Source organism: Micromonospora sp. LZ34, assembly GCF_052981855.1.
This window is the reverse complement of record NZ_JBRIQN010000001.1, coordinates 20,121-44,589: the sequence shown is the minus strand read 5'-3', so window position 1 is coordinate 44,589 and position 24,469 is coordinate 20,121. Positions and strand designations below refer to the sequence as shown.

Annotated in this window: 24 protein-coding genes and 1 tRNA gene; 12 read left to right on the top strand and 13 right to left on the bottom strand. The window is 73.4% G+C overall.

All coding sequences use genetic code 11. The features are described from left to right. Positions 1-15: 15 nt before the first annotated feature. Positions 16-1,143: an FG-GAP repeat domain-containing protein gene (locus tag ACVCAH_RS00195; protein ID WP_447133970.1), complete on the bottom strand. Its 1,128-nt coding sequence runs from the start codon at positions 1,141-1,143 to the stop codon at positions 16-18. A gap of 309 nt (positions 1,144-1,452) precedes the next feature. Here ACVCAH_RS00195 and ACVCAH_RS00190 point away from each other — a divergent pair, with 309 nt between their 5' ends. Beyond that, a complete protein-coding gene (locus ACVCAH_RS00190; protein ID WP_447133969.1) occupies positions 1,453-1,722 on the top strand; it encodes a hypothetical protein in 270 nt (89 codons plus the stop codon). A 607-nt stretch (positions 1,723-2,329) separates the two neighbouring features. On the opposite strand, the gene ACVCAH_RS00185 is transcribed toward ACVCAH_RS00190, so the two are convergent. Beyond that, a tRNA-Ser gene (locus tag ACVCAH_RS00185) sits at positions 2,330-2,416 on the bottom strand. A 75-nt stretch (positions 2,417-2,491) separates the two neighbouring features. Between ACVCAH_RS00185 and deoD the strand changes: the two genes are divergently transcribed. The 3 genes from deoD (at position 2,492) to ACVCAH_RS00170 (ending at position 4,429) form a co-directional block, all read left to right on the top strand. Then, positions 2,492-3,199: a purine-nucleoside phosphorylase gene (gene deoD / locus ACVCAH_RS00180; protein WP_447133968.1), complete on the top strand. Its 708-nt coding sequence runs from the start codon at positions 2,492-2,494 to the stop codon at positions 3,197-3,199. Positions 3,200-3,326: 127 nt separating this feature from the next. Further along, positions 3,327-3,965, top strand: coding sequence for a TetR/AcrR family transcriptional regulator (locus ACVCAH_RS00175; RefSeq protein ID WP_447133967.1), 639 nt, complete (start codon positions 3,327-3,329; stop codon positions 3,963-3,965). Continuing rightward, entirely contained in the window at positions 3,962-4,429 is a 468-nt protein-coding gene (locus ACVCAH_RS00170; protein WP_447133966.1) for an acyl-CoA thioesterase, read from the top strand. The genes ACVCAH_RS00175 and ACVCAH_RS00170 overlap by 4 nt, the downstream gene beginning before the upstream one ends. A 137-nt stretch (positions 4,430-4,566) precedes the next feature. On the opposite strand, the gene ACVCAH_RS00165 is transcribed toward ACVCAH_RS00170, so the two are convergent. Genes ACVCAH_RS00165 through ACVCAH_RS00150 form a run of 4 tightly spaced genes read right to left on the bottom strand, consistent with a single transcriptional unit; the run spans position 4,567 to position 8,106 of the window. Then, the gene (locus ACVCAH_RS00165; RefSeq protein ID WP_447133965.1) at positions 4,567-5,811 is read right to left on the bottom strand and encodes an ABC transporter permease; all 1,245 of its coding nucleotides are present in this window, start codon (positions 5,809-5,811) and stop codon (positions 4,567-4,569) included. Next, complete coding sequence (locus ACVCAH_RS00160) at positions 5,811-6,509, bottom strand: ABC transporter ATP-binding protein (protein ID WP_447133964.1); 699 nt, start codon at positions 6,507-6,509, stop codon at positions 5,811-5,813. Before ACVCAH_RS00160 ends, ACVCAH_RS00165 begins: the two co-directional genes overlap by 1 nt. After that, entirely contained in the window at positions 6,506-7,582 is a 1,077-nt protein-coding gene (locus ACVCAH_RS00155) for an efflux RND transporter periplasmic adaptor subunit (protein ID WP_447133963.1), read from the bottom strand. The genes ACVCAH_RS00160 and ACVCAH_RS00155 overlap by 4 nt, the downstream gene beginning before the upstream one ends. Continuing rightward, on the bottom strand, positions 7,579-8,106 hold the full coding sequence (locus ACVCAH_RS00150) for a hypothetical protein (protein WP_447133962.1): 528 nt from the start codon (positions 8,104-8,106) through the stop codon (positions 7,579-7,581). The genes ACVCAH_RS00155 and ACVCAH_RS00150 overlap by 4 nt, the downstream gene beginning before the upstream one ends. Before the next feature lie 193 nt (positions 8,107-8,299). Here ACVCAH_RS00150 and ACVCAH_RS00145 point away from each other — a divergent pair, with 193 nt between their 5' ends. Together ACVCAH_RS00145 and ACVCAH_RS00140 are read left to right on the top strand one after the other, a co-directional pair. Continuing rightward, a complete protein-coding gene (locus tag ACVCAH_RS00145) occupies positions 8,300-8,956 on the top strand; it encodes a response regulator transcription factor (RefSeq protein WP_447133961.1) in 657 nt (218 codons plus the stop codon). Then, complete coding sequence (locus ACVCAH_RS00140) at positions 8,953-10,116, top strand: sensor histidine kinase (RefSeq protein ID WP_447133960.1); 1,164 nt, start codon at positions 8,953-8,955, stop codon at positions 10,114-10,116. The genes ACVCAH_RS00145 and ACVCAH_RS00140 overlap by 4 nt, the downstream gene beginning before the upstream one ends. A 21-nt stretch (positions 10,117-10,137) precedes the next feature. Here ACVCAH_RS00140 and ACVCAH_RS00135 read toward each other — a convergent pair whose 3' ends face one another. The 4 genes from ACVCAH_RS00135 to ACVCAH_RS00120 form a co-directional block, all read right to left on the bottom strand. After that, positions 10,138-10,647 (bottom strand): nucleoside deaminase, encoded by a 510-nt coding sequence (locus ACVCAH_RS00135; RefSeq protein WP_447134343.1) that lies wholly within the window; start codon positions 10,645-10,647, stop codon positions 10,138-10,140. Between the two features lie 148 nt (positions 10,648-10,795). Then, complete coding sequence (locus ACVCAH_RS00130) at positions 10,796-11,317, bottom strand: tRNA adenosine deaminase-associated protein (RefSeq protein ID WP_447133959.1); 522 nt, start codon at positions 11,315-11,317, stop codon at positions 10,796-10,798. A 127-nt stretch (positions 11,318-11,444) separates the two neighbouring features. Beyond that, entirely contained in the window at positions 11,445-11,612 is a 168-nt protein-coding gene (locus ACVCAH_RS00125; RefSeq protein WP_447133958.1) for a hypothetical protein, read from the bottom strand. Between the two features lie 88 nt (positions 11,613-11,700). Further along, positions 11,701-12,090, bottom strand: a complete 390-nt coding sequence (locus tag ACVCAH_RS00120) for a hypothetical protein (RefSeq protein ID WP_447133957.1) — start codon at positions 12,088-12,090, stop codon at positions 11,701-11,703. A gap of 58 nt (positions 12,091-12,148) precedes the next feature. On the opposite strand from ACVCAH_RS00120, the gene ACVCAH_RS00115 reads away from it, so the two are divergent. From ACVCAH_RS00115 to ACVCAH_RS00105, 3 genes are all read left to right on the top strand, one after another. Beyond that, complete coding sequence (locus ACVCAH_RS00115; RefSeq protein ID WP_447133956.1) at positions 12,149-12,895, top strand: M23 family metallopeptidase; 747 nt, start codon at positions 12,149-12,151, stop codon at positions 12,893-12,895. 183 nt (positions 12,896-13,078) lie between these two features. After that, a complete protein-coding gene (locus tag ACVCAH_RS00110; RefSeq protein ID WP_447133955.1) occupies positions 13,079-15,973 on the top strand; it encodes a glycosyl hydrolase in 2,895 nt (964 codons plus the stop codon). A gap of 61 nt (positions 15,974-16,034) precedes the next feature. Next, the gene (locus tag ACVCAH_RS00105; protein WP_447133954.1) at positions 16,035-17,111 is read left to right on the top strand and encodes a PHP domain-containing protein; all 1,077 of its coding nucleotides are present in this window, start codon (positions 16,035-16,037) and stop codon (positions 17,109-17,111) included. A 12-nt stretch (positions 17,112-17,123) separates the two neighbouring features. Here the strand turns inward: ACVCAH_RS00105 and ACVCAH_RS00100 are convergent, their stop codons facing one another. Then, positions 17,124-18,107, bottom strand: coding sequence for a DMT family transporter (locus ACVCAH_RS00100; RefSeq protein ID WP_447133953.1), 984 nt, complete (start codon positions 18,105-18,107; stop codon positions 17,124-17,126). Between the two features lie 357 nt (positions 18,108-18,464). Between ACVCAH_RS00100 and ACVCAH_RS00095 the strand changes: the two genes are divergently transcribed. After that, positions 18,465-20,135, top strand: coding sequence for a DUF885 domain-containing protein (locus ACVCAH_RS00095; RefSeq protein ID WP_447133952.1), 1,671 nt, complete (start codon positions 18,465-18,467; stop codon positions 20,133-20,135). A 60-nt stretch (positions 20,136-20,195) separates the two neighbouring features. Here ACVCAH_RS00095 and ACVCAH_RS00090 read toward each other — a convergent pair whose 3' ends face one another. Then, on the bottom strand, positions 20,196-21,695 hold the full coding sequence (locus ACVCAH_RS00090) for a DUF6114 domain-containing protein (protein ID WP_447133951.1): 1,500 nt from the start codon (positions 21,693-21,695) through the stop codon (positions 20,196-20,198). A 79-nt stretch (positions 21,696-21,774) separates the two neighbouring features. Beyond that, positions 21,775-22,386 (bottom strand): DUF6230 family protein, encoded by a 612-nt coding sequence (locus ACVCAH_RS00085; protein ID WP_447133950.1) that lies wholly within the window; start codon positions 22,384-22,386, stop codon positions 21,775-21,777. 434 nt (positions 22,387-22,820) lie between these two features. On the opposite strand from ACVCAH_RS00085, the gene ACVCAH_RS00080 reads away from it, so the two are divergent. Both ACVCAH_RS00080 and ACVCAH_RS00075 read left to right on the top strand, forming a co-directional pair. Next, on the top strand, positions 22,821-23,597 hold the full coding sequence (locus ACVCAH_RS00080; RefSeq protein ID WP_447133949.1) for a class I SAM-dependent methyltransferase: 777 nt from the start codon (positions 22,821-22,823) through the stop codon (positions 23,595-23,597). Between the two features lie 58 nt (positions 23,598-23,655). After that, positions 23,656-24,408, top strand: coding sequence for a class I SAM-dependent methyltransferase (locus tag ACVCAH_RS00075; protein ID WP_447133948.1), 753 nt, complete (start codon positions 23,656-23,658; stop codon positions 24,406-24,408). Positions 24,409-24,469 lie beyond the last annotated feature (61 nt).

Here is a 24,469-nt window from a genome sequence, read left to right as displayed (position 1 = left end):
CCGCCCGCCCGGCGCTCACACGGTCGGGAAGAACCAGAGGATGTCGCTCAGGCCGTCGGCGTTCGGCACGACGATGTCGTCCCGCCCGTCCCCGGTGAAGTCGTCCACCACGGGCGCGCCGGGAATACCGGGCGTGGCCAGGGTGATCGGGGCCTGGAAGGTGCCGTCACCGTTGCCGAGCACCACCAGCACGCCGTAGTAGCTGCCGCCGAAGGCGAGATCCGCCCGGCCGTCCCCGTCGAAGTCGCCGGCGGTCGCGTTCCGCTCACCCAGTCCGAGGAAGAGGCTGCGCTCCTCGGCGAAGGTGCCATCGCCGTTGCCCGGCAGATAGAGCGTGCCGCCCCACTCGAAGTCCGTTACGACCGCGTCGACCCGGCCGTCGGTGTCGAAGTCGGCGAGCACGGCCGGGCTGCTGGGGGCCCACAGCTCGCGCCACACCCCCGGCGCGAAGGTGCCGTCGCCGGCGTTCGACCAGGTCACCACCCGGCCGTACACACCGCCGGTCGCCACCAGGTCGACGTGACCGTCCCCGTTGAGGTCGGCGCCGGCCAGACCGTTGTTGGCGGTCGGCTCGGCCGCCAGGGTCGCGCCGGGGGCGAACCGGCCCCGGCCGTCGTTGCGCAGCACCTGGACCTGCTCCCGCCCGGCGAGGGTCAGCGCCAGGTCGACGTCCCGGTCACCGTCGAGGTCAGCCGGCACCAGGTTGCGGGGGATGCTGTTCGGGGCCAGGTCGATCACCCGGGGTGCGCGGAACCGGCCGTCGCCTCGGCCGAGAGCAACCACCACCTGGTCGAGACCGATGTCGACGACAGTGGCGACCAGGTCTCGCCGGCCGTCGCCGTCGACGTCGGCGAGGGCGACCGAGCGGGGCGCGCCGCCGAGGGCCAAAACGGTCCCGGCCCGGAAGCCGGTCGCCCCCTGGCCGAGCAGGATCGAGACGCGGTCCGCGTCCGTCTGCGCGACCGCCAGGTCGGGCCGCGCGTCGCCGTCGAGGTCGCCGGTGGCCATGGCGCCCGGCACGGCGCCGGTCGCCACGTCGACCGGTGGGCCGAAGCTGGCGGTCGCGGCGGTGGCGGCGTCCGGGGTGACGGCCGTCAGCAGTGCGACGACCAGGGCGGGCACCCCGAGGGTACGAATTCGCATGCGCGATCCTCCCGTGACGATGGACCCGGACCGGTCCATCCCGGCACGGGCAGGGACGAGCCTCGCGCGCGGTGCGATAACGCCGGGCTAAGCCAGCGCTAACGCGACCACCTCGGCCCGTCGGGACGGCTCCGCGGAGGCGTCCACACCCTCGTCACCGGGACATGAAAGCGAGGGAGGCGTTCGGGCACCGCAGCCCGCTATTCTGCCGCGATGCAGGCGACAGTGGAGAGAGCAGCGGCTACCAGTCGACCAGTGTGGACACTCGTGTGGCCCCAGCTGATCGTTCTTGCGGCTTACAGCTACGCGGTGCTCGCATACCTCGTCACTGATGCTGACTACTTCCCCGAGCAGGCGCCGCCCACCTGGGCCTGGCCAGCAGTTGTTGCGGTCGGCGTGGGCTTCATCCCGACCCTGCTCTGTCTGCTGGTGGCGTTGCCGTTGCTGGCTTCCGCCGACTTCCGGGCCGAGCAGTCCCGGTGGCGTCTGCTGGCCCTGGTCAGTGCCGCCAGCATCGCCATGCTGCTTGTCATGGCGACGCCGCCCGGCTGGGAACTGCTCGACTGGTACGTCGGTTAGCCCCTCCGCCCGTCCGCGCTGACTCGGCTGCTCGGTTGGCTGCTTCCTGGGCACTGTCCAGCCCTCGGGTCTGGGATGCTCGGAGGGTGAATGGTCGATACGCCGTCTGGCTCGGGTTGACGGTCGGGCTGCTCGCTGGCTGTTCCGAGCCGCCGTACGCGCTACCTGACCGGAGCACGGCTGCCGCACAGGCTGAGGAGCAGCGTCTCGCCGCACTCCTCCCTGGCGCGTTGCTCAACGGACCGGGCACCTGCAAGGTCCGACTGCTTGGGCAGGAGGGTTCCTCGTCGTTCGGCTGGGCTCACTGCGAAGGCGCACCGGAGCCAGGGGTCACTTCTGCTGTCTCCATGCCCGTCCGCGTCGACGGCGACCGGGTGACGCGGCCTCTCGACGGGAGTGAATACTCCGCGAGCGTGCAGCGCATGTTTCCGAAGCGGCTGGCAGAAGCCGTTCTCGATGATCCCGACAGGCTGCATCCTTAGCGGGACAGCCAGACAGAGGACTCGAAACAGGCCCCTTGGACACGAACGGAGACCGAAACTGAGACCGGAAGCGGAACGCCCGACCGGTCCTCACGGACCGACCGGGCGTTCTCGCACCTCATGAGCGGTGGCGGCGGGATTTGAACCCGCGGAGGGCTTGCACCCTCACACGCTTTCGAGGCGTGCTCCTTAGGCCACTCGGACACACCACCGCCGAGTAGGGTACAGGACCGCAGGTTCGGACGCCGAACCGGTATCCCGGGCAGCGGCCTGGCAGGATCTTCGCCATGAGTACGCACATCGGCGCGAAGCCGGGAGAGATCGCCGAGCGGGTCCTGATGCCGGGCGACCCGCTGCGGGCCAAGTGGATCGCGGAGACCTACCTCGAGGACGCCCGGTGCTACTCGACGGTCCGGGGCATGCTGGGCTTCACCGGCCGCTGGAACGGCGTCGAGGTCTCCGTCCAGGGCTCCGGCATGGGCATGCCCTCCGCCTCCATCTACGCCCACGAGCTGGTCAACGAGTACGGCGTGAAGACGCTGATCCGGGTCGGCTCGTGCGGCGCCCTGAGCGAGGACCTCCAGCTGCGCGACGTGATCGCGGCGATCGGGTCGTCCACCGATTCGAACATGAACCGGATGCGGTTCGACGGTCTGATCGACTACGCCCCGGTGGCCGACTTCGGGCTGCTGCGTACCTCGGTCGAGGTGGCCGAGCGGCGCGGCATCACCATGCGGGTCGGGCCGATCCTGGCGGCGGACGCCTTCTACACCGACCGGCCGGACCTCTACGACACCCTCGCCGACTACGGCGTGCTCGCGGTGGAGATGGAGTCGGCGGCGCTCTACACCATCGCGGCCCGGTTCAAGGCCCGCGCGCTGACCGTGCTCACGGTCAGCGACCACATCAAGACCGGCGAGAAGACCACCTCCGCGGAGCGCGAGCAGACGTTCAGCGAGATGGTGGAGATCGCCCTGGACACGATCATCGCCTGACCCCCGCAGCGCCCCGCCGCCCCGCCGTCCGTCGACGGCGGGGCGGCGCCGTCTCCGGCCCGCGGTGACCACCGTCACCCCCGGAATCTATACGACCGGTCGTGCTTTTTTTCGTACGCTGACCGGCATGACAGTCGACGGGCGCGTCGCGCGCGGTGATCGCACCCGCACCGCGGCGCTGGACGGGGCGGTGGTGCTGGCCACCGAGGTCGGCCTGCACGGGCTCTCCCTCGCCCAGCTCGCGGACGCCCTCGGGGTGAGCAAGTCGGGGCTCTTCGCGCACTGGCGTTCCAAGGAGGCGCTCCAGCTCGCGGCGGTCGACCGGGCCGTCGAGCAGTGGCAGGAGCGGATCGTCGCACCGGCGCTGGCCGCCCCGGCCGGCGTCCGGCGGATCTGGGCCCTGCACGCCGCCCGGATCGGCTTCTACGCCGCCCGGGTGCTCCCCGGGGGCTGCTTCTTCGCCAACACCCAGTTCGAGTACAACGCCCGTCCCGGCCCGGTCCGCGACCGGCTCGCCGAGGCGTTCGGCCGGTGGACCACGTTCCTCGAACAGCTCGTCCAGCAGGCCGTCGACGCCGGCGAGCTGCCCGCCGACACCGACGTCCCGCAACTGGCGTACGAGATCGACGCGCTCGGAATGAGCGCCGCGATGCACTCCCGGCTGCTCGACCCGGACACCGCCTACCGGCACGCCCGCCAGGGCCTGCTGACCCGCCTGCGGGCCCTGTGCCCCGACCCGACCCTGCTACCGGAAGGCCTGGAATGAGCCACGCCGTCGCCACCCCGCCCACCGTCGAGTTCGGTCACGTCGAGCACGTCACCGTGCACTTCGACGACCTCGACGCGATGGGCATCCTGCACAACGCCCGGTACGCGGTGCTGCTGGAACGGGCGCTGACCCCGTACTGGGCCGAGCGGGGCATCGCCTACCGGGGCGGGCAGGACACCCCGCCCGACCTGTTCCACGCGGTACGCGAGTTCACCATCACCTTCCGGGCCCCGATCACCGGCACCGGGCCGGTGGCCGTGCACTTCTGGCTGGAACACCTCGGCACCAGCAGCGCCGAGTACGCCTACCAGTTCCGCTCGGTCGACGGCCACACCCTGCACGCGGAGGGGCGGCGGGCGATCGTCCGGCTCGACCCGGCCACTCTGCGACCGGCGCCCTGGACCGAAGCCGCGCTGGCGGTCGGCGCGACCCTGCTCCGCCCCGCCCCGACCCCGGCCTGACCCACCGCCCCGGGCTGCCCGGTGGCCCGGCGACCGCGCCGGCGGGCCACCGCGCCTACCCGCCAGCCGTACGGGTGCATCTGTTGTCGCTGGAACGACAACAGATGCACCCGAAGCCCCGGCAGGTGGGGACGTGGTCAGGCGAGCGCCTCGGTGGGGGCGAGCCGGGCGGCGCGGACGGCCGGGTAGAGGCCGGCGCAGCCGCCGATCACCAGGGTCGCCGCCACGCCGCCGACCATCGCCCAGGCCGGGACCACGGTCGGCCACCCCTGGGAGAACGCGTAGCCGGTGGTGACCAGGATGCCGAGCAGCACCCCGCCCGCCCCGCCGAGCGCGGAGAGCAGCAGCGACTCGGCCAGGAACTGGGTGCGGACCTGCCCCCGGGTGGCGCCCAGCGAGCGGCGCAGGCCGATCTCGGCCCGCCGCTCCAGCACCGAGATGACCATGGTGTTCGCCACCCCGACGCCACCGACCAGCAACGCCACCGCGCCGAGACCGAGCAGCAGCCCGGTGAACGCCTCGTCGGTGGCCTCCGCGGCCGCCAGCGCGTCCGACGGCCGGGACACCTCCACCTCGTTCGGCGCTTCCGGGTTCGCGGTCGCGCCGAGCACCGACCGGACCGCCTCCACCGACGCCTCCCGGGACCGGGTGTAGACGGTCGTCGGGTGCCCGTCGAAGCCCAGGTACGTCTCCGCGGCCGGCCAGCCGACCAGCGCCGAGCTGTCCAGCTCCGGGGCGAGCGGGGCCGGCGCCAGGATGCCGACCACGGTGAACCACCGCCCGCCGAGGTGCACCTGCACGTCCGGGCCGGCCGCGCCGAGGCCGAGCCGCCGGGCGGCGGCGTCGCCGAGCACCACGGCCGGGTACCGCTCGGTGGCCCCGTTCAGCCAGGTGCCGCTGCGTACCGTCGCGCCGACGGTGTCGAGCAGCCCGAGCTGCGCGGCCCGGGTGGCGATGCCGCCCGTCTCCCCCGCCGGGATGCGGTCGGAGCGGTAGACCGGGGTGTCCGGCACCTGCCCGGTGGCCGCGACCCCGGTCACCGGGCCGATCCGGCGGATCATGGCGACCGACTCCACCGGGAGCCGGGCCTGGTCGCCGAAGAGGGTGTTGCCCGGGGCCACGGTGAGCAGGTTGGTGCCGAGCCGGTCCAGGGTGCGGTCCAGGTCGGCGCGGGACGACGAGGAGATGCCGACCACCGCCACCATCGCCGCGATGCCGATCGCGATGCCCAGGGCGGAGAGGAACGCGCGCAGCGGCCGGGTGCGCAGCCCCACCCCACCGACCCGGAGCACGTCGGCGGGCCCCAGCCGGGCCGGCACCAGCCGGGGCCGGTTGTCCACCACCGTCAGCCCACCCCGGTCCCGCCGGGTGTCCACGGCCATCAGCGCACCCCCTCGAAGACCGGTGCCGCCGAGTCGGCGACCACCCGGCCGTCCCGCATCCGCACCTGCCGGGGCAGCCCGTCGGCGATCTCCCGGTCGTGCGTGATCACCACGACCGTGGTCCCCGCCGCGTGCAGTTCGCGCAGCAGCGCCAGCACCCCGGCGCCGGCCACCGAGTCGAGGTTGCCGGTCGGCTCGTCGGCGAGCAGCACCGCCGGCTCGCCGACCACCGCCCGGGCCACCGCGACCCGCTGCCGCTCGCCGCCGGAGAGCTCGTGCGGCCGGTGGGTCAGCCGGTGTCCCAACCCGACCCGGTTGAGCGCGACCTCCGCGCGCCGCCGCCGCTCCCGTCGGGGTACGCCGGCGTAGAGCAGCCCGTCCGCGACGTTGTCCAGCACCGACGTGCCGACGGCGAGGTGGAACTGCTGGAAGACGAAGCCGATCCGGCGGGCCCGCAGCGCGGCCAACTGGCGGTCCGGCAGGGCCGCCACGTCGTACCCGTCGATCCGGACCCGGCCGGCGGACGGGCGGTCCAGCGTGCCGATCAGGTGCAGCATGGTGGACTTGCCCGAACCGGACGGGCCGACGATCGCCAGCAGCTCGCCGTGGCGGATCCGCAGCGACACCTCGCGCAGCGCGGTGACCCCGCCCGGATAGGTCCGGCTCACCCCGTCCAGCACGACGGCGTCCGCGGTCATGCCGGCATCCCCACGGTCATCCCCTCGGCCACGTCCGGGCCGCTGATCTCGACCCGGCCCGCGGCGAAGAGCCCGGTGGTGACCGCCACGATCCGGCTCCGCCCGTCGTCGACCACCTCCACCCCGTAGCCGCCCTCGGCGAGCGCGAGCAGCGCCGCCACCGGCACGGTGAGCACGTCGGGGCGCTCGGCGGCGGTGAAGGTGACCTCCACCGACGCCTGGTCGTAGCCGGCCAGCTTCGCCGGGTCGGCCACCGACACGGTGACCTCGATCTTCGTCTCCGCCTCGGTGGACTGCCCGGCGGCGCCACCGGTGCCGGCGTCGATCACGGTCTGCACCGTCTCGACCTTCCCGGTGACCGGCGCACCGTCGGGCAGGCTGACGGAGACCGCGCCGCCCTTCTTCGCCAGCCGCTGGTCGTCGACCTCCAGCTCCACCGTGACCAGCCGGTTGGTGCCGGTGTAGGTCAGCACCCCCTGGCCCGGCTGCGCCGCGTCCCCGGGGGCCGCCTGGTGGCTCTCCACCCGGACCGCGCCGGCGGCATAGACGATCCGGCCCGGCTCGACCCGGCCGGTCTCGGCCAGCCCCAGGTCCTCCTGCCACTGTCGGACCGCGTCGGCGGTGCTGCCGGTGTACTCGTCGTCGACCGTGAACCCGTCGTGGCCGAGCGCCCGCAGGTTCCGCTCGAACTGCTCGACGTCCGCCCCCTCCACGCCCGGCTGGAGCACCCGGTACGCGGGCAGCGACCCGTAGAGCAGCACCACCGGGTCGTTGTCCACGGCGTAGAGCCGCCCACCCCGCTTCACCGTCGCACCGGTGTCCGGCAGCGCGGTGATCGTCCCGGCGAGCCGGGCGGTGGCGGTGCGGGTGGTGCCGTACCCCAGCTCGCCGTCGACCGTCTGGGCGTCGGTCAGCGTCTGGCGGGTCACCGTGGCGGTGGCCGGCGGGGCGGTGTCGGCGGCGGCGGTGCTCCGGTCGGTCCCGCCGAAGCCGATCGCGGCGGCGACCCCGGCGCCGGCCGCGACCACGACGGCGGCGGCCACCGCGACCGTCCGGAACCGGCGAGCGCTCACCGCGCGGCTCCGGCGATCTTCGGCGCGTACTGCCGGCACTTCTCCATCGCGGCCTTCACCTTCGGGTCCTTGACGTTCACCACGTCGAGCCGCAACTGGATGCCGCCCTCGGCGGACGGGTCCGGGAACTCGGGCACGCCGTTCTCCCGCATGCAGGCGGCGAACTTGCGCAGCCGTTCCACCTGTTCCGGGTCGAGCTTCCGCTTCTCCCCACCGTTGGGCAGGTGCTGGCGGCACTTCTCCATGGCCGCCTGCACCTTCGCCGGGTCGGTCTTCCCGTCGAACCGGAACAGCCGGCCGCCGCCCGGCTCCGGGTCCGGCACCTCGACCCCGTTCTCCCGCATGCACTCGGTGAACTTCAGCTGCCGTTCCTCGTCGCTGAGCTGGGCGGCGGCGGAGGCCGGCACCGGTTCGGCACCACCGGCCCCGCCCGCCGTCGCCACCGCCGGCTCGTCGCCCGACCCGCCGCAGCCGGCGACGGCCAGGGCGAGCAGCAGCGGCACCGCGAGTAGTCCTCGTCGCATGACACGCTTCCTCTCCGGGCCCGGCGAGAGCCGCCGGGCGTTTCCCGATGGGCCCGACGGAAGCCGCCGGGCATCCCCCGATCGGCCCGGCGGTCCGCCGGGCGTCCCGGTCAGTCGACGACAAGGGGCGTATCCCGGGCGTAACCGTCGGCGTTAACGGCGGCGTTATCCGGGGGCGGGGCACCATTGGCGGGTGAGGGTGCTGGTGGTGGAGGACGAGAGCCTGCTCGCGGAGAGCATCGCCGAGTGGCTGCGCCGGGAGGCGTTCGCGGTGGACGTCGCGTACGACGGCGACGCGGCGCTGGAACGGCTCGGCGTGAACGACTACGACGTGGTCGTCCTCGACCGGGACCTGCCGGTGGTGCACGGCGACGAGGTGTGCCGGGCGATCGTCGACAGCGGCGGGGAGACCCGGGTGCTGATGCTCACCGCGGCGGCGGCCGTTCGGGAGCGGGTGGCCGGCCTGGCGCTCGGCGCCGACGACTACCTGACCAAGCCGTTCGCCCTGGTCGAACTCTCCGCCCGGGTGCACGCGCTGAGCCGGCGGTCCCGCCGGGCCGCGCCACCCACGCTGGCCCGGGCCGGCATCGTGCTCGACCCGGGCCGTCGGGAGGTGCACCGGGACGGCCGGTACGTGCCGCTGTCCCGCAAGGAGTTCGCCGTGCTGGTCGAGCTGCTGCGCGCCGACGGCGCGGTGGTCTCCGCCGAGGAGCTGCTGGAGCGGGCCTGGGACGAGCACATCGACCCGTTCACCAACGTGGTCCGGGTCACCGTGATGAAGCTGCGCCGCAAGCTGGGGGACCCGCCGGTGGTCGAGACCGTGCCCGGTGTGGGATACCGGATCCCGTGAAGCGCCTCTCGCTGCGGGCCCGGCTGACCCTGATCTACGGCGGCCTGTTCCTGGCCGCCGGGCTGGTCCTGCTCGCGGTCACCTACGTGCTGGTCGAGCAGCGCACGGCGCAGCCCTTCGGGGTGGCGCTGCGCGACGTCAAGCCGGTGGTCCAGGGAATGGAGACCAAGCTCAACGGCGTGCAGGCCGAACAGCTGCGGGTGCTGGTCAACAAGGCCCAGGACGACGCCCGGGAGCAGACCCTGTACTCGCTGCTCACCCAGGGCGGCATCGCGCTGGTCCTGGTCTCCGCGGTGGCCATCGCGTTCGGCTGGCTGGTCGCCGGCCGGGCGCTGCAACCGCTGCACCAGATCACCGGGACCGCCCGCCGGATCGCCGGCGCCGACGTGGCCGGACGTGGGCTGCACGAACGCATCTCGCTCTCCGGCCCCCGGGACGAGGTCCGCGAGCTGGCCGACACCTTCGACGAGATGGTGGAGCGGCTGGACCGCTCGTTCGACGGGCAGCGCCGGTTCGTCGCGAACGCCTCGCACGAGCTGCGTACGCCGCTGGCGCTCAACCGCTCGCTGATCGAGCTGGCCGTCACCCGGCCCGGCGCGTCCGAGGACGTCCGCCGGCTGGGCGAGTCGCTGCTCGCGGTGAACGAGCGGCACGAGCGGCTGATCGACGGGCTGCTCACCCTGGCCGACTCGGAGAACGAGCTGGCCGCCCGGTCCCGGGTGGATCTGGCCGAGGTGGCCGCGCACGTCGTCGACCAGGCGGCGCGGGCGGCCGACGGGCCGGCGGTGACCCGGGAGCTGGCGGCCGCGCCGGTGACCGGCGATCCGGTGCTGCTGGAGCGGCTCACCACCAACCTGGTGGAGAACGCGCTGCGGCACAACCTGCCGTCCGGCGGGTCGGTCGGGATCAGCACCGGGCTGGTGGCCGGCCGGGCGACGCTGACCGTACGCAACACCGGCCCGGTGGTGCCCGGCTACGACGTGGAGACCATCTTCGAGCCGTTCCGCCGGCTCTCCGGCGAACGGGTCGGCGGCGGGCGCGGGTTCGGCCTGGGGCTCTCCATCGTCCGGGCGGTGGCCCGGGCGCACGGCGGCACGGTGACGGCCCGGCCCCGCGACGGCGGCGGGCTGGTGGTCACCGTCGAGCTGCCGGCCGCCTGACGCCCGCCGGCCGCCTGACGCTCAGCGGAAGAAGGCGCGCAGCAGCGCGGCGCTCTCCGTCTCCAAGACCCCGCCGTAGACCTCCGGCCGGTGGTTGAGGCGGCGGTCGCGCAGCACGTCCCAGAGCGAGCCGGCCGCCCCGGTCTTCGGCTCCCAGGCGCCGAAGACCACCGTGGCGACCCGGGCCAGCACCAGCGCGCCCGCGCACATGGTGCACGGTTCCAGGGTGACCACCAGCGTGCAGCCGTCGAGCCGCCACCGGCCCAGCCGCTGCGCGGCCCGGCGCAGCGCGAGCACCTCGGCGTGCCCGGTCGGGTCGCCGGTCAGCTCCCGTTCGTTGCGCCCGATCGCCAGCTCGGTCCCGTCCGGCCCGTAGAGCACCGCGCCGACCGGGATGTCGTCCGCACCGCCGTCGCCGTCCGGGCCGGCGGAGGCGGGGCCGGTCACCGCCACCTCCAGGGCCCGGCGCATCCACACCTCGTGGCGCTGCCGCCGGCCGGCCCCGTCCGGGTCGGCCAGCCCCTCGTCCACGCCCGGCCCGACCCGCCCGGCGCGGCCGGGCGTCGGCTGCCCCGGGCGTACGGTCTCCAGCGCGGGGTCGGTGACGTCGGCCGGCTCGCCGCCGTGCGGCAGGATCGGCTCCCCGCCGCCCGCCGGCACCGGCCACGGCCCGGACGGATCAGACCTCACGCAGTTCCTCGACCTCGTCGGCGCAGCCGAGCACCTGGCACACCTCGGCGGTGACGTCGGCCGGCATCATCCCCTCGTGCGCGCAGAGGGCGAGCAGCTTCTGCGCGGAGATGCCCAGGTCGGCGAGGATGTCCGCGTCGCCCACCGGGTCGGCCTCCGGGTCGACCGCGGGCTGCTCGGAGTCGTCGCCGGTGGCGGGCCGCACCTCATCGGTGTCGTCCAGCCCGGTGACCGAGGCCTTCAGATCACCCACCAGCAGGGCGCCCAGCCGCGACTCCTCCGCGTACGCCGAGTCGGAGCCGAAGACCCGCAGGTCCTCCCCCTCGTCCAGGCGCAGGATCACCAGGTAGGTGTCGTCCGCCTCGACGAAGAGCAGCGACAGGTCGGCGTCGGGATCGACGTCGCGCAGTCGTTCGGCGACCTCGTCGATGTCCGTGACGCCACGCAGGCTCACCTCGGCGGCCGTCCAGCCGCTCTCGTCTCGCACCACGGCCGCAGCGAAGTACGACACCGTTCCCCCAAGTTGCCTCGGCACAGCACGCCGACTCGTTACGCGTGCACGTTAGCCGGTCGGGTCGGCAGGCGACCGGTCAACGCCCCGACGGGCCGGTCATTCCTGGGAAACTCGGCTCGCCGGATCAGCCGGCGATGCGCCGGCGGGTGGCGATCAGCTGCCGGAGCTGCTCGGAGCGCGCCCGCTGCGGCCGCTCGCGCTGGCGTACCGCCCGGGCACCCGCCAACTCGGCAAGGATCTGCAGGCGGCGGCGGCTTCGGTCGGGATCGAGCCGCGGAGTGGTCCAGGCCATAACGCCGAGAGTGCTCCAGTGACGGCGGCCACGTCAAGCCGGGATTCGCTGCGCAGCCACCCCGCGACGCAGCGCAGCCGACGAGGGCTCACCAGAGCGGCCAGTTGCCGGTGCCCGCCCAACGCACCGCCACGACGGCAGCGGCGATGCTCCACCCGCCGGCGGTGACGATCGCGACGCCGGCGGCCACCCCCCGGTCGCCGAACCGGACCAGGGCCAGGGCGGCCAGCCAGGCCAACGCTCCGGCGACCAGGGTCCACCAGGCGTACCCGGCGACGCTCCGGCCGAGCAGCCCGAAGAGCAGCAGCCAGAGCATCGCCGCGGCGCCGCCGACGGCGACGCCCGCGCCGGTGACCGGGTGCGGCTCGCGGTAGGTGGGCCGGGGCGGCGGCCCGGCCGGGAAGAGCCCCGAGGGGGTACGCGGCAGCGCGCGCGGCCCGGCGTCCGGGCCGGGCGGGTAGGCGGGTGGAGTCGTCACGACGTACCTCCCCGGCGACGGTTCGTCCTCACCGTACCCACTCTGCCAGGATGGCCGGATGTCCTCGTCGACGATCGGGCGCCGCCGGGCGTACGCCGTCCTGCTGCTGATCGTGCCGGCATTGGCCGCCGGCTGCGCGACCAGCCGTCCGGTGCCCGGTGGTACCCCACCCACCGGTGGTGCGAACGGGGCCACCGGCGGGCAGCCGGCGGCGCCGTCGGCCGCGCCGGCCACCCCGGCCCCGACCACCGCCGGCCCGTCGACCGCGCCGACCCGCACCGGGCTGCGGCACGTCTTCCCGGTACGCGCGAGCAACGTCGCCTACCACCCGACCCACTCCGGGTACCCGGGCACGGACATCTTCGCCGACTGCGGGGAACCGGTCGTGGCGGTCACCGACGGCACGATCCTGGAGGTCAGCCGGGTGGACCGGTTCGACAAGCGGGGGCCGCTCGGGCCGTACAACGGCGGGTTGTCGGTGTCGCTGCTCGGCGACGACGGGGTGCGGTACTACGGCTCGCACCTGCGCGTGGTGGCCGGGGGCATCGACCCCGGGGTGCGGGTCCGCGCCGGACAGCGGCTCGGCGAGGTGGGCCGGACCGGCAACGCGAACAACGTCTGCCACCTGCACTTCGGCATCTCGCCACCGTGCCCGGGGCGGGACGGCTGGTGGATCCGCCGGGGCGTGGTCTGGCCGGCGCGCTACCTCGACTCGTGGCGGCGCGGCGGCAACCGGGAACCGGCCGCCGAGGTCGCCGCGTGGCACCGCAGGCACGGCTGCCCGAAGGCGCCCGCCAGCCGCTGACCCCTGGACGGTCCGGTCGGCTCGGGGGCCGGTGATTGGCGGCATCCGCGCGTCGCCGGTCGGAAACATTGACGCAAGTCTTGCCGTTCGGTTAACGTCCCGCGTCAAGAGAGCGCTCTCTGAGTCAACTTTCTTCACAATTCCGACTCAGCACCGGGCCCGGGCCGACCGGCGCCCGGCGCGATGGGAGGCACCGTGACACCTCCTGCGTCACCCCGTCCCTGGGCCCTGGCGGCCGCCACCGCCCTGGCCCTCGTCGTCGGCGGCCTGGCCGTCGTCGCCACCACCCCCGCCCGGGCCGCCACCGTCGGCGCCGGCAGCTACACCACCACCCCGGTCGGCCCGCTCCCCTCCGGCTGCGGCCAGCTCGCCGGCAACCCCCGGCAGTTCGTCACCGCCGACGCGCCCGCCGGGGCCGTCCCCACCAACGACTGGTGGTCGTCGCTGCTGTTCAAGCGCACCGACTGCGCGTTCAGCGAGCCGCTGCACGCCCACCCGCTGTCCTACGACACGTTCACCGACGGTCTCGGCTTCTCGGCCAACTCCACCCCGGCCATCAGCGGCACCGCCACCGGCGTCGGCGAGTTCCACTACCCGTACGTGCAGGACATCCGGGTCGGGGTGGCCGGGCTGGCGGCACCGGTGGTCCGGGTCGCCGGCTGGTCCGACTGGACGGTCACCCCGTACTGGAGCGACGGCGCCCGGACCCTGCGGGCCACCATCGGGCACGGCCTGCCGTTCGCGTACTTCCAGGCCACCGGCGGGGACGCGGTGCTCACCACGACCGGCACCCCGACGGTCTGGTCCAACAGCGGGAGCACCATCGGCTTCACCGTCAACGGCCACGACTACGTCGGCTACGCCCCGACCGGCGCGAGCTGGACGGTCGCCGGCGGGCGCATCTCGTCCACGCTGGCCGGCCGCGGCTACTTCTCGGTGGCGCTGCTGCCCACCACGCCGCAGACCGGCGCGGCGGAGCGGGCCGGGCTCGCCACCACCTTCGGCACGTACGCCCACGCCCACGTCACCGGCACCCGCCTGTCGTACGCCTACGCGCCGGCGACCAGCACGGTGACCACCACGTACGCGTTCACCACCACGCCCCGGGAGGGCACCGCCACCCGGACCGTGGTGAGCCTCTACCCGCACCAGTGGAAGTCGCTGACCGGCTCCACCCCGATCACGCAGACCTACCCGTCCGCCCGCGGCCGGATGAAGGTGCTCAGCGGCGTCGGCGAGTTCCGCACCGCGATGACCTTCCACGGGGTGCTGCCGGAACTCCCGGCCGTCGGTGACGGCGCCGGCGCCGACCTGGAGACGCTCCGCGCGCACCTGGCCGCCGTCCGGGGCAACCCGATGGACCAGCGCGGCGGCGACACCTACTGGACCGGCAAGGGACTCGGCCGGGCCGCCCGGATCGCCGAGGTGGCCGACCTGGTCGGCGACACCGCCACCCGGGACGCCGCGCTGAACGCCATCCGCGGCACGCTCACCGACTGGTTCACCGCGCCGGCCGGCAAGACCGCGCGGGTCTTCTACTACGACCGGAACTGGGGCACGCTGATCGGCTACCCCGCCTCGTACGGCTCCGACCAGGAACTCAACGACCACCACTTCCACTACGGCTACTTCATCGCGGCCGCCGCCACCCTGGCCAAGTTCGACCCGCGCTGGGCCGCCGACGACCAGTACGGCGGCATGGTCGACCTGCTCATCCGGGACGCCGACAACTACGACCGCGCCGACACCCGCTTCCCGTACCTGCGCGACTTCGACATCTACGCCGGCCACGACTGGGCCTCCGGGCACGGCTCGTTCGGCGCGGGCAACAACCAGGAGTCGTCGTCCGAGGGGATGAACTTCGCCAACGCGCTGATCCAGTGGGGCCAGGTCACCGGCGATCCGGCCGTGCGGGACGCCGGGATCTTCCTCTGGACCACCCAGGCCGCCGCGATCCAGGAGTACTGGTTCGACGTCGGCGACCAGAACTTCCCGGCCGCGTTCGGGCACTCGACCGTCGGCATGGTGTGGGGCGACGGCGGCGCGTACGCCACCTGGTTCAGCGCCGAACCGGAGATGATCCAGGGCATCAACCTGCTGCCGGTCACCGGCGGGCACCTCTACCTCGGCCACCACCCGGCCTACGTGCGGGCCAACTACGCCGAACTGGTCCGCAACAACAACGGTCCGCCGAGCGTGTGGCAGGACATCCTCTGGCAGTTCCAGGCGCTCGGCGACCCCGACGCCGCGCTGGCCAACCTGCGGGCCAACCCCGGCTACACCCCCGAGGAGGGCGAGAGCCGGGCGCACACGTTCCACTGGATCCGCAACCTGGCCGCGCTCGGCACCGTCGACACCGGCGTCCGGGCGGACCACCCGCTGGCCGCGGTCTTCAACCGCAACGGCGCCCGGACGTACGTGGCGGCCAACCCGAGCGCGTCCCCGCTGACGGTGACCTTCTCCACCGGCACCACGCTGGTCGTGCCGCCCGGCCGGACGGCCACCACCGGCGCGCACACCTGGAGCGGTGGCAGCGCCGGCGGGGGCGTACCGCCGACCACGCCGCCACCCACCACCCCGCCGCCGACGACGCCCCCGCCCGGCACGCCGGACTCGCCGGTCCGGTACCTGCTCCCCGGCGGCGGCCTGGCGGCGGCCGGCACCCCGGCGACCGCCACGGTGGCCAGCGCCAACGGCGCCAACCACGACGGCACGCCGAGCAACCCGCAGGTGTTCACCGCCACCGGCCTGGACCTGACGTACGGCGGCGGGCAGACCGGCTTCGACCTGTTCCTCGACGCCGGCACGGCGGTGGGCAACGGGGTGCAGGTCCGGGTCTCCTACGACCTGACCGGCGACGGCTCCTGGGAACGGGTGGAGACGTACCGCTACTTCGCCACCGATCCGGTCCCCGGCTACGAGCACTACACCCAGCAGGCCGGCCTGCGCTCCGCCAGCGGCACGCTGGGCAACCTGGCCGACGGCCGGGTACGGGTCGAGGTCTGGTCGGCGATCGGCACCAACCCGAGCGCCCTCGGCATCGGCGACCGGTCCGTCGTCCGGCTGCCGTACTCCTGAAGCACGCCCGCCGCGCCGCCGGTCGTCCCGCGACCGGCGGCGTCCGGGTAGGTTCCAGGGAATGAGCGCCCGCGACCCCATCGCCGACCTGCGCCGGATCGCGTTCCTGCTGGAACGGGCCAACGAGGCCACCTACCGGGTCCGCGCGTTCCGCTCGGCGGCCAAGGCGCTGTCCGCGCTGCCCGCCGCCGAGGTGGCCGAGCGGGCCCGGGCGGGCACACTCACCGAGCTGGCCGGGGTCGGCGACGTGACCGCCCGGTGCGTCGCCGAGTCACTCGCCGGTGAGGAGCCGGTCTACCTGCGCCGGCTGGTCGCCACCGAGGGCAGCGACCTGGACGCGGCGGCTACCGACCTGCGCACCGCGCTGCGCGGCGACTGCCACACCCACTCCGACTGGTCCGACGGCGGCTCGCCGATCGAGGAGATGGCGCTCGCCGCCGTCGAGCTGGGCCACGAGTACCTGGTGCTGACCGACCACTCGCCCCGGCTGAAGGTGGCCCGGGGGCTGACCGCGGACCGGCTGCGCCGCCAGCTCGACCACGTCGAGCAGGTCAACGCGGCGCTGCCCGCGGGCTTCCGGATCCTCACCGGGATCGAGGTGGACATCCTCGCCGACGGCTCGCTCGACCAGGACGAGGAGCTGCTGGCCCGGCTCGACGTGGTGGTCGGTTCGGTGCACAGCGGCCTGAGCGACGAACGGTCCAAGATGACCCGGCGGATGCTGGCCGCGGTCGCCAACCCGCACCTGGACATCCTCGGCCACTGCACGGGGCGGATGGTGTCGTCGCGGCCGGCCGGGGTGACCGGTCCGGGCGACCGCGGGCACCGGGCGCGGACCCGGAAGGAGAGCGACTTCGACGCCGACGCGGTCTTCGCGGCCTGCGCCGAGCACGGCGTCGCCGTCGAGATCAACTCGCGGCCGGAGCGGCAGGACCCACCGAAGCGGCTGATCCGCCGGGCGCTGGAGGCCGGCTGCCTGTTCGCCATCAACACCGACGCGCACGCCCCGGGCCAGCTGGACTGGCAACGGTTCGGCTGCGAGCGGGCGGCCCGCTGCGGGGTGGCCGCCGACCGGGTGGTCAACGCCTGGCCGGCCGACGAACTGGTGGCCTGGGCCCAGGACCGCCCGGCCCGCTGAGCTGCCGGGGGCTCACCGACCGGCGGCCGCCTCCGCGGCCGGCACGGCCGGGGCGCCGACGCCGACCGGGACGGCCGGGCGGCGCCGGCCGACCATGCCCTGCGACACCGCGACGCCGAGGAGCACGACCAGCGCGCCGACCGGCTGGTGCCAGGTGAGCCGCTCGTCGAGCACCAGGGCGCCGATCAGCACCGCGAAGACCGGGATCAGGTAGGTGACCGTGGAGGCGGTGCTCGCCCCGGCGAGCCGGATGTTCCGCATGTTGATCACGAAGGCGATTCCGGTGCCGAGCGCACCGAGCGCCAGCACGCTGGCCACCACCTCGACGGAGAGCTCGGTCGGCACCGGCGGCGCGCCGGCGGCCAGCGGCGCGACCACCGCGAGCTGGGCCGCGGCGAGCAGCAGCTGGGCCGCGGAGAGCGACACGCCCGAGTGCGAGCTGCCCGCGACGAACTTCTTCTGGTACGGGATGGCCACGCCGTAGCAGGCCGCGGCGCCCAAGCACATCAGCTGCCCGGTGAAGTGCGCCCCGCCGACGCCCTCCCAGACGCCGAGCACCACCAGCACGCCGACGAAGCCGAGCGCGAGCCCGACCGCCCGGCGTGCGGTCAGCCGCTCGGTGCGGAAGACCAGCACCGCCAGCGGCAACACGATCAGCGGGGTGGTGGCGTTCCAGATGCCGGCGAGCATCGACTCGACCCGCTGCTCGCCGTAGCCGAACAGGGTGAACGGGATGGCCACACCGAACGCGGCGACCACCGCCAGGTGGGCCCACACGCGGGGCTCGCGGGGCAGCCGGTCGCGCAGCACGGCCAGCACCACCAGCAGGGTCACCGCGCCGGTCGCGACCCGGTAGAGGGTGAGGTGCAGCGGGTGCAGCTCCTCGACGCCGACCTTGATGAACAGGAAGCTGGAACCCCAGATCGCGGCGAGGGCGACGAAACCGGGCAGCCAGCTGCGCAGCGCGGCCCTGTCAGGAGTGAAGTCCGTGGTCACCCCTGACACTCTGCCGCAGCGGTACGACAATGTCCCGCGACTTTCGGACGCCGTGTCGACCACCACAGCCGCCCGCCGGCGGACGCCCGGCCGAGCCACTGGTCCCCGGGCGCTGTGGAGCTGATGTCGCAGACGATTCACCCCGGCTCATGGCACCCCGCTCGGGGATCGACTCCCGCTGCGGCAGGTCGCGGTGTCCGGGCGGGCGGAGGGATCTGTTCGCCGCATTCAGCTCCACCGTGCCGGAGCCGACATACCCGCGCCCACGGAGGAGGCGCCGACCGCGGACCAGTCGCCGCCGTGAACACGGGTAACACGCTCGACAGCGAGGCCGTCCGGTCACGTAGGGTCGGGGCCGTGGGACGAATCGATGACCTCGCGAACCGGTACGTGGCCGAGTGGGCGCCGCTGAGCCCGACCGGCGCCACCTACGTCGGCATCGCCGGCTACGACGACCAGCTCGACGACCTGTCGCCCGAGGGCTACGCCGCCCGGGCGGAGCTGACCCGACGGACCCTGGCCGACCTGGACGTCACCGAGCCGGACACCGAGGCGGAGCGGACCGCCAAGGAGGCTATGCAGGAGCGGCTCGGCCTCGACCTCGCCCGGTACGAGGCGGGCGAGGCGACCAGCGAGGTCAACGTGATCGCCAGCGGGCTGCACGACATCCGGATGGTCTTCGACCTGATGCCGACCGACGGCGAGGACGCCCGAGCCAACATCGCGGCGCGGCTGAACGGCTTCGCGTCCGCGCTGGAGGGCTACAAGACCACGCTGCGCGAGGCGCTCGGCGCCGGCCAGGTCAGCTCCAAGGTGCAGCTGATCGAGGTGGCCAAGCAGTGCGACACCTGGGTCGACCCGAACGGCGACAACTTCTTCCACGGCCTGGTCGAGCGGCTGGGCGCCGACGGCAGCGTCGGCGCCGAACTGCGGCGGGGCGCGGCGGCGGCCACCGCGGCGACCGCCGAGTTCGGTCAGTTCCTCCGTACCGAACTCGCCCCGCACGGCCGGGAGAAGCAGGCCGCCGGGCGGGAACGCTACGAGCTGGCTTCGCAGTACTTCCTCGGCGCCAAGGTGGACCTGGACGAGACGTACGCCTGGGGTTTCGCCGAGCTGGCCCGCCTGGAGGCGGAGATGCGGGCGGTTGCGGCCCGCATCGTCGGCCCCGGCGCCAGCATCGACGATGCCGTGGCGGCGCTGGACGCCGACCCGGCCCGCACCATCAAGGGCAAGGAGGCGTTCCGGGACTGGATGCAGGCGCTCGCCGACAAGGCGATCAGCGAGCTGCACGGCACCCACTTCGACATCCCGGAGCAGGTTCGGCGGATCGAGTGCTGCCTCGCCCCGACCAGCGACGGCGCCATCTACTACACCGGGCCGAGCGAGGACTTCTCCCGGCCGGGGCGGATGTGGTGGGCGGTGCCGCAGGGCATCACCGACTTATCCACCTGGCGTGAGGTGACCACGGTCTACCACGAGGGCGTGCCCGGCCATCACCTCCAGGTCGCCCAGACCGCGGTCCGGGCCGACCTGCTCAACCGGTGGCAGCGGCTGCTCTGCTGGGTCTCCGGGCACGGCGAGGGGTGGGCGCTCTACTCCGAGCGGCTGATGGACGAGCTGGGCTACCTGGAGGACCCGGGCGACAAGCTCGGCATGCTCGACGGGCAGGCGATGCGGGCGGCCCGGGTGATCGTCGACATCGGCATGCACCTGGAACTGGAGATCCCGCGGGACAACCCGTTCGGCTTCCACCCCGGCGAGCGCTGGACGCCGGAGCTGGGCTGGGAGTTCATGCGGGCGCACTGCCGGGTGCCGGACGAGAACCTGCGCTTCGAGCTGAACCGGTACCTGGGCTGGCCGGGGCAGGCCCCGTCGTACAAGGTGGGCGAGCGGATCTGGCTCCAGGCCCGGGAGGAGGCGAAGGCCCGCAAGGGCGCCGACTTCGACCTCAAGGAGTTCCACCGGCAGGCGCTCGACCTCGGCGCGCTCGGGCTCGACCCGCTGCGCAAGGCGCTCGCCCGGCTGTGAGGCCGGGAGCCGGCGGCACACGAGCGGGTGCCGCCGGCTCCCGAGCCGGTGGTGGGGAGTTCAGTCCAGGGTGAGCTTCAGCGTCGGCCGCGCGGTCAGCGTGTCGCAGGTGACGAAGGCCAGGTCCATCGCCGGTTCGGTGAACGTGATCGGGATCGGCGACGTGATCGGGATGCCGTCCGGCAGCGGCAGGTCCGGGGTGAGCGTGACCTTGATGCCGAGGATCCGCCCGACGAAGCGGGTGGCGTAGAAGGCGACGTCGCCGCGGACGGTCAGCTGGTTGGTGGCGAAGCGCAGGGTCCGGCCGGCCGGGCCGGGCGAGCGGAGCAGGAAGTCGTCGGTGACGGCCCGGTCCATGCTGAACTTCAGCGCCCGGAGCGTGCCGTCGTCGGTCGGCAGGTCGACGATCCCCTCGAAGCGCAGGCCGCTCATCGTCACCTTGGAGCCGGTCAGCTTCGAGGGCGTCGCCGCCACCACCGGCTGCCCCGGCTCGGCCGCGATCCGCGGCAGTGGCTTGCCCGCCTCGACCTTGCCGGTGGCGCCGGGCTTCGGCGTCGCGCAGGCCCGGCCGGGAGCGGTCGGTCGGGGGGTGGCGCTCGGCCGGGCGGTGGGCGTCCCGGTCGGCGTCGGGCTCGGGGCGGGCTCGGCCTCGTCGTCGTCCCCGCGGCCGAACAGGTCACCGAGCCCGTCCAGGATGTCGGTGATGATGTTGCCGCCCGAGCTCGCCTCCGGGCTGGGCGAGGGCGACGCGCTCGGCGCGCTCGGGGTCGGTCTCGCCCCGCCCGACGTGCCGCTCGGCGCCGGCCGGGTCGGGCAGCCGGGCGCCGCCTGCACCGGCGCCGGGCCGGCCACCGCGAGCGGGGCCGCCTGTGCCGCCCCCGAACCGGGCCCGGTGAGCGCCACCGCGGCGGAGAGCCCGAGCAGCAACGGCAGCACCGCGTACAGCAGCGGGTCCCGTTGCCCCGGCAGCGTCGGGGTGTCGTCCACCGCCAGCCGGGTCGTGCCGGGCCGGCCGGCCTCGCCGTACGCCGGAGCGGCCGGCCGCGGACCGGCGTCGCCGGGCACCGGCTCGTCGACCCGGGTCGACCCGAGCGCACCGCCGTCCGCGGCCACCGGCTCGTCCGCGGGCGGCTCCGCTGCCGGGGTGGGCGACCCGTCGCCGGCCGGCCGGGTGCCCGGGACCCAGGCGAAACCGAGCGCGGCGCCGACCATGCCGAGCAGCAGGCCGACGAAGAAGCCACCGAGGTTGACCCCGATCAGCGAGAAGACCGCGGTCACCGAGGCGACGACGGCGTAGAAGAGCCGCTGCTGGGGGCTGAACCACATCAGCAGGCCGCAGGCCACCAGGATGGTGGGGATCAGCCAGGAGAGGAAGCCGGTCGGTCCCATCTGGAAGGAGAGACCGCCCAGCGACATCTGGGTGGTGCCGAAGATCTCCAGGCCGGCCAGCACGGTCAGCAGGCCGCCCCAGAACGGCCGGGCCCGACGCCAACGGCGGAACCGGCGCCACGCCTCGCTGAGCCGGCCGGGCCGGGCGGGCTGTGGTTCGGCGGTTGTCACGTACGCCTCCTGCCGGAACTGAGGGGACGGGGGCGAGAACAGGCCCGCGGCGGACGCCCGCCGCGGGCCCGGGGTCAGCTCAGAAACATTCCTTGGCGTCCGCGCCGACGTTCACCCGCAGGTCGAGGCCGGTGAGGGTGAAGGTGCCGGCGTGGGTGGAGCGGGCCACCTGCTTCAGGTCCTTGATGACGATGGTGTCGGACTGCTGCCCGAACGCCTTCTTGTCGCCCTTGGCGCCCTCCGGGCCGCCCTTGAGCGTGGCGGCGTCCTGCCCGATGTTGATGTTCTTGAACTCGGCGTCGCCCTGCAGCGAGTCCATGTCGATGAGCAGGCCGCTGGCCACGGCGGGCTTGCCGCCGCCACCTGCGTTGATGGTGAGCACCACCGGCGCGCCCGGCACCTTCACCGACTGGCAGAGGTCGTAGAGCTTGGCGTTGCGGATGCCGGAGACGGCCACCGGGTGCCGGGTGCCGTCCGACTCCTCGACGACGCCGCCGTACTGGACGAAGCCCTCGCCGCGCAGTTCCGAGGCGGAGACCTTGAACGTCTGGCCGGAGACGGCGAACGAGGCGGCGATCGCCCCGTTGGCCATGCCGAAGACGATCGCGCCGGCGACGGCCGTCGCGGGCACCATCATGGCGGCGAAGCGCCGCCACCGGGTACGACCCGGATTCTCGATCCGATCCTGCACGTGCTCCTCCTCGGGGGGTGTCGCGGCGGTGGCCGGCCGGCGGAGGTGAGGGGGCCCCGCACCGGGCCCCGCTCGGCTACCGGCGGGTAACGAGCGTGCCGATGATGGTGCACCTACGGCGGCGTAGGTCACAAGGGCCCTCGCTACCCGGCGGTAACACGAGCGCGACAGGTTGATGTGCCGGTGTGACGGACCGTTGACCGAAGCGGAGCGCCATGACCCGATTAGGGCATCAAAGCGGACATAAGATACTGATGCCACTACCTTTCGTGGCCATGATATCGACAGATTACAATAATGTAACGGCTGTAAAGCACCCGACTCGGAGCCGCTCCTCGCGGGCCGGTCAGCGCCCGGCGGGGCCGTACGGACGGTGCGGAGCGGGCGGGCACGAAGCCGTTGACCCCGGGAGGGGCTGGCCTAGTGTGTGACCTGTGGAACTGGATGAGCTACAGCGCGACTGGAGCACGCTGGGCACGAAAGACCCCCTCTGGGCGGTGTTGTCGCTGCCTGGAAAGCGCGCAGGCAGTTGGGACATAGAGGAGTTTCTGTCCACCGGGCGCGCCGATGTCGACGAAACGGTCTGTTGGCTGGATCAACTCGCCCTGCCCATCCGATGGGGTCGAGTGCTGGATTTCGGCTGCGGGGTGGGTCGGCTGTCGCAGGCCTTGGCGAGCCACGCCGATGAGGTGATCGGCGTGGACATCGCCCCACCCATGCTCGATGCTGCCCGTCGGTTGGACCGTAGCGGCGGGAAGTGCCGGTTCCTCCTCAACGACACCGCCGACCTGAGCCAATTCCCCGACGGGCACTTCGACCTGGTTTACAGCGCACTGGTGCTGCAACACCTGCCCACTGCGGCGATCGATCGTTACTTGATCGAATTCCTGCGCGTACTGCGACCGGGCGGAGTCGCTGTCGTTCAGGTGCCGACGAAGACAATGCCGACGGTCAAAGGCATGGTATGGCGGCTCGCGCCATACCGGCTCATCAGTTGGGGCCAGCGCCGACTGCTCGGCTACCCGGCGCCGATGAGAATGACGGTGGTGTCCGACCGCCACATGGCCGGCATGGTTACCGCGCACGGTGGTGAGATTGTCGGGCAGAAGCCGGATCTGCCGTACGTCGAGGATTGGCGATGCACACGGTATGCGCTGAGCCCTCGTAAGCATCCATCGGCCAAACCAGGCCCCCGAGCACGACTCTCGTGACCAGCCGGCTTTCCCGTAGAGTGCATTCGCTGGTTTCGGGCGGTCGCGGGGAGACAGCGTGACGGTGCGGTTGATTGACTACTACAACGCGCAGGGGTGGGGCGACGAGGTTTCCACGGCGCTGGAGCCCCGCCAGCGCATTGCCCGGGACCTGGTCGTCGCCACGCTGGCCGGCCGGTCCGGCCCGCCCGCGACCGTGCTCGACGCGGGTTGCGGCGACGGGAGCTTCTTGGCTCAGCTCGACGCCCAGGTGGGCGACCCCGCGGTGAGCTGGGTCGGGGTCGACTATTCGGAACATCAACTTGCCAAGGCCGCCATGCTGCCCTATCAATTCCACAAGTGCGACCTGGGCGAGGGCATTCCACTTCCGGACGCGTCGGTCGACCTGGTGCACGCCGCCGAGGTGATCGAACACCTCTACGACCCGGACCTGCTGGTGGAGGAGTGCGCCCGGGTGTTGCGGCCCGGGGGTCACCTGGTCGTCACCACGCCCAATTTGCACGCCTGGTACAACCGGATCCTCTTCCTCGCCGGCATCCAGCCCGTGTTCCATGAAACGTCCAGCCGCTCCACAGAGGTGGGAGCGGGGCCGCTGCGCCGGCTCAAGCAGGACACCCGGCCGGTCGGCCATCTGCGCCTGTTCAACCGCACGGCGCTCGTCGACCTGCTGTGCCGTGAGGGGTTCCGCCCGCTGACGGTGCGCGGCGCCCGGTTCCCCGGGGTACCCAGGTCGTTGCACTGGCTGGATGGCGCCTTCGGTCGCCGCCCGTCGCTGGCTTCCATCCTGGTGGTGCTCGCGGTCAAGCGCTGAGGACGGGATCGCACCGGCCGGGGCTGCGCGATCGGTCATGGTCGGCAGCGGGACCTGGCTG